This is a genomic window from Pseudomonas sp. ES1 (assembly GCF_050586605.1).
Classification (GTDB): domain Bacteria; phylum Pseudomonadota; class Gammaproteobacteria; order Pseudomonadales; family Pseudomonadaceae; genus Aquipseudomonas; species Aquipseudomonas sichuanensis.
Map to the genome: position 1 here is coordinate 95,502 of NZ_JBOBDM010000009.1, position 13,701 is coordinate 109,202.

Annotated in this window: 10 protein-coding genes; 2 read left to right on the forward strand and 8 right to left on the reverse strand. The window is 60.1% G+C overall.

Annotated elements, in window-relative coordinates:
• The 5 genes from brxC to ACQ4N9_RS06055 form a co-directional block, all read right to left on the reverse strand.
• Window positions 1–3,639, reverse strand: a complete 3,639-nt coding sequence (brxC, locus tag ACQ4N9_RS06035) for a BREX system P-loop protein BrxC (RefSeq protein ID WP_430932408.1) — start codon at window positions 3,637–3,639, stop codon at window positions 1–3.
• Between the two features lie 15 nt (window positions 3,640–3,654).
• A complete protein-coding gene (locus ACQ4N9_RS06040; protein ID WP_430932410.1) occupies window positions 3,655–4,227 on the reverse strand; it encodes a BREX protein BrxB domain-containing protein in 573 nt (190 codons plus the stop codon).
• Window positions 4,208–4,993 carry a BrxA family protein gene (locus ACQ4N9_RS06045; RefSeq protein WP_430932412.1) on the reverse strand — a complete coding sequence of 262 codons (786 nt, stop codon included), beginning with the start codon at window positions 4,991–4,993 and terminating at the stop codon, window positions 4,208–4,210. Before ACQ4N9_RS06045 ends, ACQ4N9_RS06040 begins: the two co-directional genes overlap by 20 nt.
• Window positions 4,990–5,490, reverse strand: coding sequence for a BrxE family protein (locus tag ACQ4N9_RS06050; protein WP_430932414.1), 501 nt, complete (start codon window positions 5,488–5,490; stop codon window positions 4,990–4,992). The genes ACQ4N9_RS06045 and ACQ4N9_RS06050 overlap by 4 nt, the downstream gene beginning before the upstream one ends.
• Before the next feature lie 966 nt (window positions 5,491–6,456).
• Window positions 6,457–6,687, reverse strand: a complete 231-nt coding sequence (locus tag ACQ4N9_RS06055; RefSeq protein ID WP_330080672.1) for a helix-turn-helix transcriptional regulator — start codon at window positions 6,685–6,687, stop codon at window positions 6,457–6,459.
• A gap of 371 nt (window positions 6,688–7,058) precedes the next feature.
• Between ACQ4N9_RS06055 and ACQ4N9_RS06060 the strand changes: the two genes are divergently transcribed.
• The gene (locus ACQ4N9_RS06060) at window positions 7,059–7,910 is read left to right on the forward strand and encodes a hypothetical protein (protein ID WP_430932416.1); all 852 of its coding nucleotides are present in this window, start codon (window positions 7,059–7,061) and stop codon (window positions 7,908–7,910) included.
• 283 nt (window positions 7,911–8,193) lie between these two features.
• On the opposite strand, the gene ACQ4N9_RS06065 is transcribed toward ACQ4N9_RS06060, so the two are convergent.
• Window positions 8,194–9,732 carry an MFS transporter gene (locus ACQ4N9_RS06065; RefSeq protein WP_390966762.1) on the reverse strand — a complete coding sequence of 513 codons (1,539 nt, stop codon included), beginning with the start codon at window positions 9,730–9,732 and terminating at the stop codon, window positions 8,194–8,196.
• Window positions 9,733–9,919: 187 nt separating this feature from the next.
• On the opposite strand from ACQ4N9_RS06065, the gene ACQ4N9_RS06070 reads away from it, so the two are divergent.
• A complete protein-coding gene (locus ACQ4N9_RS06070) occupies window positions 9,920–10,795 on the forward strand; it encodes a LysR family transcriptional regulator (protein WP_390966760.1) in 876 nt (291 codons plus the stop codon).
• Here ACQ4N9_RS06070 and ACQ4N9_RS06075 read toward each other — a convergent pair.
• Together ACQ4N9_RS06075 and gabP are read right to left on the reverse strand one after the other, a co-directional pair.
• Window positions 10,759–11,793: a PDDEXK nuclease domain-containing protein gene (locus ACQ4N9_RS06075; protein ID WP_390966759.1), complete on the reverse strand. Its 1,035-nt coding sequence runs from the start codon at window positions 11,791–11,793 to the stop codon at window positions 10,759–10,761. The two genes, ACQ4N9_RS06070 and ACQ4N9_RS06075, sit on opposite strands and share 37 nt — an antisense overlap.
• Before the next feature lie 129 nt (window positions 11,794–11,922).
• Entirely contained in the window at window positions 11,923–13,314 is a 1,392-nt protein-coding gene (gene gabP, locus ACQ4N9_RS06080; RefSeq protein ID WP_390966757.1) for a GABA permease, read from the reverse strand.
• Window positions 13,315–13,701: the final 387 nt, after the last annotated feature.

A 13,701-nucleotide genomic window follows, 5' to 3' on the forward strand; every position in this document is an offset into this window, starting at 1 on the left:
TCACTCCTCCACCTGCACATCCAGCTCGAAAGCATGGGCGTATTTCAATTCGCTCTTGAGCTTTTGCAGCGCCTGGATCATAGCGTCCAGGTCGGACAGCGAGGTAATGCGTGAACGGGCCTTGAAGTTGCGGGTAATGGTCTTGCTCTCCTGTACCCCCTCCTGTTCCTTTTCTTGCTGCTCCGACTTGACCTTCTCTTGCAGGCGCTCGCGTCCCAGGCGCTCGATACGCTGCTTGAGCTGCTGCACCTGGCTGTGGATTTCGTAGTCACGGTTGACCAGTGCTTGCAGGCCGGCAATATCCGGTTGTATCTGGAGGGTCAAGCCTTCCAGCTTACCCAGCAGCTCCTGCTGCTCTTGCAGGGTCAGCTCGCTCCACTCGGGGACGCGTTGCAAATCGACTTCCGCCTCTTTCAGGCGCTCAGCCTGAGCTGCCTGCATGGCCTCAGCAGCACTGCTCACTTGGGCTCGCAGGTGGGTCAGGCTGGTATTGAAGTCGGCGGAGTGGCTATGGAAGTCCAACTGTTGTAAGCGCTGCTCCAACTGGGCGAAGGGCTCTGCCAGTTCCTCCTTGAGCCGGGCGGGAATATCGGTTTGCGGTAGCCCATCGATGGCACGGCGATGATGCTGAAGATCGCGCAGGGTCTGCTCCAGGCCCTGCTCCAGGCTGTTGCGCACATCGGCGGCCCATTTGAGGGTCTCGTAGAGGGCCGAGTCCTGCTTGCCCAGCCGTTGCGGCGCATCTGAGGCATCGGTCAGAAGGACATCGGCGATATCCCGACTCAGGCTGTCAAGGCGCTCAACGCCCGGCAGCCCTAAACCTTTGAGTTTTTCCGCCAAGGGTGCATAACGCTGTTGCAGGTTGGGAAACAGCTTGGTGGTCGCCTTGCTGATGGAGTCCTCCAGCGGCACGACCAGGTCGCCGCTCAGTTCGGTCAGCCGGGTCGAAGCTAGGGCGAGCATCTCCATCGAGGGCTTGTCCTCGCGCAGGGAAACACCGACGCTCTTGAAGCTGTTGTTGGTCTTCAACGCATCGATGGCTTGCTGGCCGTTTACGGTGACCTCACGCCCAGCGACTTTGAGCTTGATCTCGCCAGCCACCAGCATGGCGGCCAGCAAATAGCGCAGCGTGTCCGGAGACCAACCGAACGGCGCATCGGCGAACTTGTCGCTGAGGCTCTTGCCCTCGACGATCCCCAGCCGGTCGATGTGGTCGCGGATGCTGATCAGTGCCTTGTGGTCGGTACGGATGTTGGCCTTGCCAGACTGAACCTGCACCAAACTGAGCGGATCGAGCTGGGTAGTAATACCGGTGAGATTTCCAACACGCAGGAACTTCTCGGCCAACTCGGTGGCTGCGCGCACAGGTGCTTCGCCATAGCGGTCGAACACCTGGTCCGCAACTTCGCCCAGGTGTTTGCGCGCGGCATCAGCCAGCTCGCTACCCAAGTTCGCCACGGCATTCAGTTGGCCCCGGAAAACGAAGGAGCCTTGCAGCAGGCTGCGCTTGATCAGGCGCTCCAGCTCGGCATTCAAGCGATTGGCACGATCCGACTGACCGTTGCAGTACTCCTTGACCTCCTGATCGGGGTCATTTCGGTACTTGTTGGCGATTTCCTTGCAGCGATAGATTTCCGCCGTCAGGTCGTCGATTTCAGGGGTGGTACGCCCGACCAGGAAGATCTGGTACTGGGTCTGCTTGTGGCGCGACTCATCCACCGAGCGGGTACGCGTGGCGTCGTAGTCCTTCGGATCGACCAGCTCGACGATGGTCTGGATGGTGTTGCGATCCCCGGCCAGAGCAACCGGAAGGCCGCCCTGGCTCTGGGCCTTGAGGCCGGCGTGCACCGCCAGGGAGCCGTGCAACTGGGTGCTCGGGAGCGGGCTGTAAGCAGTCGTCAGCGCATTGTTGGCGATACGCTTGAGCTCGACGGTGCGCAGCGGAATCTGGCTGCGTTCCTGCTCGATATCGTTGAGCTTCTCGCTAAAGAAGCACAAGCAGCCGTCTTGCTCGCCAAAAGGAACTATGGGGTCACTAATCAGATCTTCGATGGCCTGCTTGATCGCCTCCGCCTGGCTGGGTGCGTAAATGCTGCCATGCATCAGGCTGCTGACGTTCTGCCGGGTGATCGGCAGATTACCGAGGATTTGCAGGACGCCTACAGTCTTGGCGATGTGCTGGTGGATCGGCGAGTGGCTGAAGCGAATCTTGCAAACGCTTTCGACGGCCTTGTGAATGCTGGCGAATGCGCGCTGAATATCTTTTTCCAGGGCGTCATACAGCGTCACCGTGGTGGCCAACCAGCCAACCGGCTGATCAGCGATGGGGGTCTTGCCCTCGCCCGGCTCGACCAACACATCCTGGATCACCTTGATCGCCGAGCGCAGACCGATACCGCCCGTGGAGCGCGCCAAGGCGCCCAGCAGGTGCAACAGGATGTCAAAGTGCGCCGGCAGGAAGGGGTACAGGTTGGTGAAAGTAGCCTTGTCGAAATCCGCGCCGTAAGCGCGGGCGTCCTCCAGTTTGGTGTTGTGACGCAGGGCTTGCCCGTACTGGTCGAACAGAGCGCCAATCTCGGCGCTCCCCTGCGGCGACTTGCCGAGCAGACGGGTGTAGCAGATTTCCTTGATGTCATTGGCTTCCAGGTCGATCTGGATCGGGAAGCGGTCTTTGAGCTTGAACAGCTGCGGCGAGTTGAGCGAGGCGCGCGGATCGTCCTCGGTCAGGGTCTGTTGCGCGGTACCGATGATCCAGACCTTGCCATCACCCAGGGCCTTGAGGTTCTTGGCCAGTCCGTCGAGGTTGAGGATCAGGTTGGGACGCGAGCCGACGTACTGCCCCACTTCATCGATGATGAAGATGATGTAATCCTTGCCGGAGGCCTCACGGGCGATTTCCAGCATCTCCTGAACACGGTCGTTCTCGAAACGGATGACCTCGCTGGACTCGGTGCTGAACGAGCTCTCGGTCTTGAACAGGTTAGGGTAGAGCTGGTGAGCCATGGCCGGCACCAGGCTATCTACGACCAGCTCGTCATTGCGATAGTTCTGCCACTCTTCGCCCCCCGCCATGTCCTTAAACAGATCGAGGAACTCCTGGTAGCGGCCATCCTTCTTCAGCTTGCGCTCCAAGGCCGCCACCTTGAGGTTGCGCGAATAGCCGGCCCATTGCAACACCTTGTAATAGAGGACGGTGGAGACCTCCTCCATGGTGGCACCCGCCACCTGCTCGCTGGCTAGGTCGAGCATCAACACAGCCGCCGGGAAGCGCTTGGCGACGGTGCTGAGCAACTGCCGGGTAGTAGTCTTCTTCAGGCGGTCTTGCAAGTGCTGAATAAACGGCACACTGTCAATCTTGATGCTGTCGTCGAAGGCCAGGCCTAGATACTTGGTCAGCGAGCTCTTACCAGAGCCGTAAAAGCCGGAGACCCAGACCCCTACCTCGTTCTCACCACCAACATCCATCGCGGCCTGCATCTTGAGCAGCAGTTTGTTGAACTGCTCGTCGATGCTGTCGGTCACCACATACTCGGCGATCTCCGCCTTGAGGCGTTCCTCCTGGGAGACCCCATAGGTGATGACCTTCTCGATGCTGCGGTAGATGTTCTTGCTGGGGTCGAAAAGCTGTTTGATTTCCATACGAGTCTCTAATTCTTAGCCGCCGACATGCACTGAGCGGTAGTTGCCGTCCTCGGGGTAGAAACCGAGGAATTTCAGACGGGTCTTGCCAGTGCGCACGCCGGGGTAAAAGAACACGGTGGGCACGTGGAATTTACCTTGCAGCTTCCCTTCAATGACACCGATACGCATGAAGGGGTGCAGGGCCTCAAGATCGGACACCAGCAGGATGGCCTTGGGCTTGCCTTCCAGGGTGCTGAGTTTGGCTTCCAGCCGATCCTGGAGCGCGCCGCTAGCAATGGCGTTCGCAAGGGAAGTATTGGTCTTCTCCCAGGATTGGGGGGCACGTTGGTCTGCTGCCAGCCAGATCTTACGCAGTGGTGCTTTGCCGAGGATGTCGGCGATTTCGTCAGCAATGGAAAGCGTATGGACATCCCAACCATCGTTATGCAGACGCGCTTCCCAGGCGGGCTGCTGACGCTTCACCTCCAGAATCTGCTCCGGGTGAAAAACCAGATAAAAAATCGGCTCGAAGCTGGCATGACCGAACTCGCGCCCCTGTCGAATACGTTCGATCAGCTCGTTGAAGTCAGCCTTGAGTGAGGACATCGATCACCTCGTCCATGTGCTTGTGTATCCAACTGATGTGAGTGACCTCGGCAGCGGATTGCATGATCAGGAAGCCTCGCAACGACAGACGCTTGAACTGAGCGCGTACATCTTCACGCTCCAGACCGAACAGCTGCCAATCGCTGTGGCCAACGATCTGGTTGTCTCCCAGCCCCTGAAACTTCAAGTCGTAGGCCAGGTAAGCTGCGACCTTGGGTTGGATCCGGAAGGGCAGAATCCGGCGGGGACCACGGCCATTGTCAGAAAGCAGCTCGTAGTTGGCGCAGCAGCCAATCAGGTATGAGGAGATGCGTTTGATGGTGGTGTCCGACCAGGATTTCTGGGTCTTACCCTTGCGCACAGCGGTCAGTACGAACTCGCGGGCCTCATCCAATGAGAGACTGTCTCGTCCGGCGCTGTAGCGCGGCCAGTACTGCTCACAGACAAACTCCTCCAGGATCAGGTTGGCTCGCGCGGTGTGCAGGAACAACAACTGACTGAACTCCTGGCGCGTCAGGCTACCGGCCAGGCGCTTGAGTGCAGCAGCCGTCCCCAGCGTACGCAGGTAGCGCGGAGCAAAGCTCTCGGCGACGATGTTGTGTAGGCGGCGAGCCGAGATCAGCGGGAACAATCCCGAAACCAAGGCCTTCTCTGACAGCTCGCTGGTGCTCATTCCGGGCTGGTAAAGCTCGAACAACAGCCGTGTTTCCTCGATGAGCCCCAACCCAGCCTGGAGCTGAGTGGTGTAGAAACGTGTTGCGCTCACTGCGCCTCCCGCAGGTATGGGAAACACTGGATCCCCTTGTTGAAGGCATCCAGGTATAGCGCAGCACAGGACTTCAGAGCGTCCCCCAGCCCATCCCTCAGATCGCCCACGACCACCGGTCCCTCAGTGGCACTGGCTGTTTGCCCTGCCAGCTCAGCAAGTCGCACGAGCGCCTGATCGCGACTGGTGACTGTGGCACGGATGCTGGCCTCGGAGACCTTGTCAGCGAACACGCTAGCGGCAGACTGCTCGAAAATCTCGGGGAGCCTGAACAGGTGGAAGCTGCGCCCCTCCCCGATGTGCTCCTCATGCTTGCGTGCGGCGGCAGCGGTCACGCCCTGGTACTGCGCCAGAGCCGTAGAACGGGCGAACACCGGCCCCAGGAAGGCTGCGGCGTTGAGGCTGTAGAACTGGCTAGGCCACCAGGCTGGCTGCTGCTCACCGAGGTAACCGATGAGCACTCGCAGCTCGGCAATGGTTTTTGCGTCCTTGATCATAGGTGGCATCTCGTCGTTCGACTGGCAAATGACTGAATCATAAGGGGTAATGCATCGATTTAGGGCAGAAATCTTGGATGAATATATCAGGTTAGTAGCAGCTCTACATAAGGGTGGAGGCTGCACACCTAGAAGGCACGCAGATCAAAACGGCCTGAGACCTCGCACAGATGGACGCCTGGACGCTGCGCAAGCAATTCAATGTGATGCTGGATAAAAAAGCGTACGTGAGCTGCAGGGTGTGGCCTGCCTGGATATTGAGCACGAGATCGAGCCGAAGCAGGAAATATGCTCCAGCCGCTTCTTAGGCATACGACTGCGCGAGTTGCCAGCTACCTAGGAAATCGCCACCGCTGCATTGAAGCACCCAGAGATCCCCGCAGGACTTCAAGGCTACCTTGCACAGGTTGTTAGCACGTCCGAGGTTTATCCTCAGCGGAGGCGTTTCAGCTGCCCCACTCGCAGGCATCGTGCACCCTCAGGCCTCAAGCGCAGGTGCTGAGCATCTTTGACGAGATACTTCACGACCTTGTGCACATGACGCCGAATCGACCGGTCACGCCTCTCGATGCGACCAATACCACACTCGCCCCCGTATTGCTCCTTGTTGTGGTTGCAACTGTGCCCGTAACCCTGGGCACCTGGTTGGTTGTTGTGCACACCAGGTACGTGTTATGTATTTTTTAACCGATGACCTATCCCTGCCTGTGCAGTAGGTGCAGTACCGAACAAGCGCAAATGGATATTGATTTATAAATATTGATAATCAGTAGCTATATCACTAGAAGCAGCCCAGCCCATTACCAACCCTCCCGGCGAGACCTGGCAATGGGGAGCAACATTGCCCTACCTGCCGAGAGATTTGCCGAATCGCATCTTGGGAGAGTTAGCTGAGAACACAGAACCTTCCCAAGCGGCATAAACGCCATGACCAGCCGTAGCAAGTCATGGCGCAAATGGTCAGTTCTAGCTTGCCACACTCAGGTGGCCAGTGCCGCGCACCGCAATACCCTCTGCCAGATCACGCTCCTCGATCCTCGCCAGGATCCAGTCGTGCACCTCGCTGTCGACCCAACCGACGCAGCGGTCCCCCAGCGAGACGGGTTTCGGGAAGGTGCCCTCCCCGATGTATTTGTAGATGGTCGACCGAGCAAGGCCGGTCGAATCGATGACTTCTTTCAGGCGGATGATCCTCATGAACGGGGCTCCTCGTATTCGTTCAGAGGATTGGCAGAGACGGTAAAAAAACACTGACGGGCTGATCCGCTGGCGCTCCTCGAAGTCACCTACAGCCCGTGAACGTACATCCGCGAATTCTCTGGCCCCCGAGTGCTGACTTAGGCCATAGCACTGGCTCGCGGCTACTCGACTGTAGAAAACTCGAAAAACAATCAAAAAACCTGCTGAAATCCCAGTAAAAATGGGGTTTACACGAAATATTTTATTCTAGAATCGCCATAGAGACTGGATAGATTTCACAAATAACCTCGCTAGAATCACTCTAGAATGGATGTAGAATCAGACGAAACTCCGTACCGGAAATACCCTTAAATCGGGATTGAAATAATGTGAAGACTGACAATTACGCGCGTAACAAAGATGCAGACAGGCTGAGCGAGTTGCTCCAAGAACCTCATCGAAACCATCGCCACGACATCTGGCTGTGGCTGCACCTCTACCATTACAAAGAGGCGAGGCTTGACCTCAGAACCTGCAATGGCCTAACCATGCGTGACGAGATAGCCAGAGCCCTGAGGGACCGTAGGCACCCACTGTCCCGCATCCCCCGAGAGAAAGATCGACTCCTGCTTCCAAACGAGAAGCTGGAGTGGATCGAAGAGGATGAGCGGCAGCATCGATGGCTGATCCACGAGATCGAGAAAATGACTGGCTTGCGCCTGCCTCACGGCCTAGTCCACCTCATCGGCAGAGATCGCCTCATTGGCATGATCGACCTTTGGGATATCGATATCGTCGAAAAGGCATCTGAGGTCGAACAGCTTCACCGTGACTGGCTCAGGCACAAGGAGAAGGACAATGAGTTCGAATGGTTCACCGATAAAAAGGAAAGCGAAAGACGCTGTGTCTGTGCCTGGGAGTGGCTTAAAAAAAATCATCTGTCGCCGCGCACTAGGCAAACGCCAATCAGCAACTACCAAGAGCTGCTGATGTTCTTCGATCAAGGGGATATAGGCCGTCACGAACGGACGGCCATACTTCGAGAGATCAAAAGGCGATGGAATCGTAAGCAATTTGACGAGCGTACCGCCGACAAGAAGCAGGTCAACGTCATTCTCTCGAAAACGGTGATCGCCCAGCTTGATGCGCTAGCGAAGGCGCACGGGCTGAAACGAGCTCAAATTATTGAGAACCTGGTGAGGATGGAGACTGACGCTGGAGTATACCTAGCTGAACGCTAGCTATACCCCCTCAAGGTGGCACGAGGTACCAAGCAAATCCTATCGGCATTCCAAATGGCATTCCAAAAGAAAAATATAACCGTAAAAATATCTTTAAATCAATTCCTTACATATCCAGTTCAGATTACCCCGGCGCCGACTCAACAAGTCAAAATTCACTTACCGGGAGTTTCTCACGGATCTCAAGTGGAAAACGGGCATCTCTCGGGACCAAGTTGGGACTAAGTCGGGCCTAAGTCGTCATCAAAGATGACAACGACCCCGAACGGTCCGGCCCCTCAGTTCACTCTACAGCCAATCCCGCAGCCACACTCGGTAGCGGCCTACTAAGCAACACACCCACGATCAGCGCAAACACCAACGCCGCCACACCTGCGCTCTGCAACACCGCCTCAAACCCACCCACAAACGCCCCCCGCGCCAACGGCGCCGCCACCTCGCGCAACCCCGGCTCAAGCATCGCCAACGCCGCCTGCAAATCCCCCGCCGCCACCCGCGTCGCCATTTCCCCAACCTTCCCCAACGCCTCCGGCGCCACCCCAGCCATGGCCTCACGCAACAACTGCCCACTACGCGCCGCAAGCACCCCACCAAGAATCCCGATGGCCAGCACAATGCCCCCAAACCGTGTGGTAGTGCTCAACCCCGAGGCCATCCCAGTACGCTCACGCGGCACGCAAGCCATGATGTTTTTCTGCGTATCACCATTAAGCAACCCTGCCCCCGCCCCCAGCACCAAACTGGCCAAGGCAAAAGCCCCATAGCCCCCCTCCCCAACCGCCCAGGCACAAGCCAGGTTCCCCACCCCCACCAACACCAGCCCCAACGCAAACACCTGCGCCGCACTCAACCTAACCGCCAGGCGCATCCCCAACCGCGGCGTCAGCAGCATGGCCACGGCAAACGGCAACATCCCCGCCCCCGCCTCAAGCGCCGACAGTTGCAGGCCGTTCTGCAAGTACAGCGGCAACAGGGTCATCATCACCTGGGCACAGGCGGCATAGGCGAACATCCCCAGCAAGGCACCGATGAACCGCCCGCTGCGCATCAATTGCAGATCGATCATGGGCCGTGCCTGGCTACGCTCGACCATCACGAACAGGCCAAACAAAAAGGCTGCAATCACCAACCGGCCCAAGGTAGGTGCGCTGTCCCAGCCGACCCGGTTGGCGTCGATCAGCGCCCAGATCAGGTAACCCAGGCTGCCGGCAAAGGTCAGGCTACCCAGCGGATCAAGCCGGGCGGCAGCGCTGTCGCGGGACTCTTCGACGCTACGCATCACCATCAGCGCCAGCACCGCCACCAGCGGCAGGTTGATGTAGAAGATCCAGCGCCAGCCCAGGGTGCTGGCGATCAAGCCACCGAGCAGCGGCGCAAAGGTGATGGTGGCGCCCATGCAGGCGCCCCAGAAAGCCCAAGCGCGCAGGCGTTCCTGTGGCTCATGGAAGCGGTGACCGATGGCGGCCAGGGCGGCGGTGAGCAGCAGCGCCGCGCCCACGCCTTTGCAGGCACGGGCCAGGTCGAGCCACAGCAGGTTCGGCGCAGCACCGCAGGCCAGGGAAGCCAAGGCAAACAGTGCCAGCCCGAGCAGCAGCATGCGCCGTCGGCCAAAGCGGTCGGCCAGGCTGCCGGCGGGCAGCAGGCAGGCGGCGAAGGCCAGCAGGTAGGCGCTGACCACCCATTCGATGTCGGCGAATGAGCCGGACAGGTCGCGGGCGATGCTGGGCAGGCTGACGGCAACGATGTTGGTGTCGAGGATGATCAGGGCGCACACGGCCGAGGCGGTGAACAGGGTGAAACGCGCAGAGGCGGGGGTGGACATGGCAAGGCTCCAGGGGGCGCCATCGCGGGCCACGAGATGCCCGGCGATGGCATTGAGGCTCGGCCGGTCATCGGGCTTTGCCGCCGCGACGCCAGCCTTGTAGTGTTGCCCTCACCATAACGCCGCCGGGCGCGGGGCTTGTTAGCCGCCACGTCCTGCGTCATTAGCCCCCGGCTAACGAGGCCCCATGGAAATCCGCCACTTCCGCTACTTTCTCAGCGTCGCTCGCCACGGCCATTTCACCCGTGCGGCCGAGCAGCTGGGCATCGCCCCGCCTACCCTCAGCCGGCAGATCCAGGACATGGAGAAAGCGCTGGGTGTGCTGCTGTTCCAGCGCAGCCAGCGCGAGGTACGCCTGACCGCCGCGGGCGAAACATTGCGGGTGGAAGCCGAGCAGGCGGTGCGCCAGTTCGACGCTGCACAACTCAGCGCGCAGCGCGCCGCACGTGGCGACAGTGGGCGCATCGAGCTGGGCTATGTGGCTTCGGCGGCCTACTCTGGCACCTTGCAACAGCAAGTGACCCGCTTCAGTGACGCCCACCCCGGCGTGCATCTGAATATCCGCGAGGCGCCCATGGATGCGCTGCCCACGCAGGTGCTTGACGGCCAACTGGACCTGGCCTACGTACGCTCGCCGATGGAACTGCCGGACGGGCTGGAAGCGATTCCCCTGCATGAAGAAGGCTTCGTCCTGGCGCTGCCCGCCGGCTCGCGCCTGAACGAGCTCAAGCAGCTCCCGGCCAAGCGCCTGGCCAATGAAACCTTCATCCTCCCCGAGCAGATCTCCGGCACCCTGGAGGTCGCCGCACAGGGTGGTTTCGTCCCGCGCCTGGGCCCGCAGCCGGGCAGCCTGGTGGCGGTGATCACCCTGGTATCGCTGGGCCAGGGCGTTGCGCTGGTGCCGGAATCGGTCGTGCGGCGGATCAACTTGCCGCAGGTGAACTACCGGCCTGTCGAGGATTGCCGGGCGAGCTCGTGGTTGAGCCTGTTGCACCGGCGCTTCGAGAAGTCACCGGCCGTCGCCCGCTACATCGAGGCGGTGCGCTCGGCATCCAGCGCGTAGAACTCCTGCAGCTTGGCCTGCAGCAGGGCCTTGTCCGGCAGGCGGGTCTGGTACTCGGCGATCAGCGCGGGCGACAGGCTGCGGTTCAGTGCGTACTCCACCACCTCATCGTCCTTGCTGGCGCAAAGCAGCACGCCGATGGCGGGGTTCTCGTGGGCTTTGCGTTCGTTGCGGTCGAGGGCTTCGAGATAGAAATCCAGCTTGCCCAGGTACTCGGGTTCGAAGCGCCCCACCTTCAGTTCAATCGCCACCAGGCAGTTGAGGCCACGGTGGAAGAACAGCAGATCGAGGGCGAAGTCACGGCCGCCCACTTGCAATGGGTAGTGCGAGCCGACGAAGCAGAAGTCGCGGCCCAGTTCCACCAGGAAGTCCTTGAGGCGGCCGAGCAACCCTTGGTGCAGGTCGGCCTCGGCGTGCCCGCCCGGCAGGCCGAGGAACTCGATCATGTAGGCATCGCGGAACACCTCCAAGGCCGCCGGATGGGCCTGGGTGAGCGCGGCCGAAGCCTTGGCCGGTTGCGTCACGCTGCGCTCGAACAGCGCGGCCTTGAGTTGGCGCTCAAGCTCACGGCTCGACCACTTCTCCTGTGCGGCCATGCGCAAGTAGAACTCACGCTCTTCGGGGAGTTTGCACTGGCTGAGAATGATCAGGTTTTGGGTCCACGGAACTTGTGTCAGCAGTGCTGACACTTTCTCCTCATGCCCACGATAGACCTCATAAAACTGACGCATGCGGAACAGGTTCCGCCGAGTAAAACCTCTCAACCCCGGCTGGGTCAGCGCCAGATGATCCGCCAATTGGCTGACCACGCCGTCACCCCATTCGGCCGCCTCCAGTTTGCCGCTGATGTATGCCCCAACCTGCCAATACAACTCGATGAGCTGGGTATTCACAGCCTGGACTGCGCGCTGGCGAGCCGTCTGGATCAGTGCAATCACTTCAGCGAAGCGCGTGTTGGCCGTTACCGACGCGGTTGCATCTTGAGACTCGGTGTTCATGCGGCGACTCCCTGGCGAAGATCAATGAGCGCAAGAGTCTATGGGCATTCATCACATTGGCTGGCAACGCAACTGTTGCAAAACGCAAAGAGGGCGCCCAGTGGCGCCCTCTCGTTCACGGCACAGCCATCAGCCCATCGACCGCGCCCCCACCACCCGCGCATGCCCCCGCGTGGTCACGATCCCCAGGAACGAAATCACGATTGCCAGCCCCAGCGTTGCGCTCACCTCGGCCCGGTGCTCCTCGGTGAACATCATCACTCCCAGCGCGCAGCTGATGAAGATGATCACCGCCCAGGTCAGCCATGGGAACAGCCACATCTTGAACTTGAGGTTGGCGTTTTCACGCTCCAGGCGGCCACGCATGCGCAGCTGCGAAATGGCGATCACCAGGTACACCAGCAAGGCAATGGCGCCGGAGCTGGCCAGCAGGAACTCGAACACGCCCTTGGGTGCGAAGTAGTTGAGGATGGCGATGGCCGCACCGATCAGGGTGCTGCCGAACACCGCCGCACGCGGCACGCCCACCTTGGAGGTTTCCTTGAGAAACGCCGGGGCATCGCCGCGCTTGGCCAGCGAGTACATCATCCGCGAGGCGATGTAGATCGACGAGTTCATGCAGCTGGTCACCGCGATCAGCACCACGAAATCGACCATCAACGCGGCGTTGGGGATGTTCATGATTTCCAGTGCACGCTGGTACGAACCCACCACCGCCAGCTGCGGGTCGTTCCACGGCACCACCGAGATGATCACGAAGATCGACAGGATATAGAAGGTGCTGATGCGCCAGATCACCGAGCGGGTGGCCTTGGCGATGTTGCGCGCAGGGTCGCTGGATTCGGACGCGGCGATGGTCACCGCCTCGGTGCCGATGAAGCTGAACATCACGGTGATGAAGGCGCCGATCACCGCCGACCAGCCCTTGGGCGTGAAGCCGCCGTGCTCGGCCATCAGCGTGCTCAAGCCGCTGACCTCGCGGTTGGGCAGCCAGCCCATCAGCGCGGCGAAGCCCAGGCCGATGAAGCCGAGGATCGCCGTGACCTTGAGGATCGCGAACCAGAACTCGAACTCGCCGTACTTGGCCACGCTGAACAGGTTGGTGCAGGCCAGCAGCAGCACCGAGGCCAGGGCGAAGATCCAGCTGTCCACCTGGGGGAACCAGGCGTTGAGCACATGCCCCGCGGCCAGGGCCTCGATGGGGATCACCAGCACCCAGAACCACCAGTACAGCCAGCCGATGGTGTAGCCGGCCCAAGGGCCGATGGCCTGGTCGGCGTAGGTGGAGAATGACCCGGTGTCAGGGTGTGCCACGGCCATTTCGCCGAGCATGCGCATCACCAGCACCACCAGGGTACCGGCGACGAAATACGAAAGTATGGTGGCGGGCCCGGCCGCCGCGATGGCGTGCCCGGAACCTACGAAAAGCCCGGCGCCGATGATGCCGGCGATGGACAGCATCGTTACATGACGCGGCTTGAAACCTTGTGCAAGGTTGCCATCAGATCCCACGGTGCTCATTGATCTTGTTCTCTTTTTGCTGACACAAGGAAGGGACGGGCAGGTACAGGCGAAAAAGCATCTCCTTGAAAAACAATAAGAATGACACGTCGCTCAGGCGCTGTTGTTGAACTTCTTCACGCTTTTGCAGAGCCACGCAACGAACGATCCGGGGAGTTATTTAAGCCGTGCGGGGCATGGGGAAATTGTTCGAGAACGTCCCGCAAGTTCGCGATCACGACACCCCGTGCCCGATCCCGTCAGATGTCGTGATTGGCTTGTCTGGAAACGACGTGGGCCAGGCGCCCACAAAAAAGCCCCGGTCTCCCGGGGCTGTGCTGCACAGGCGTCTGCCTACGCCTGACCGACACGCGGGGTGTCGGATGGCAGCAGGGAACTGTTGTGTGG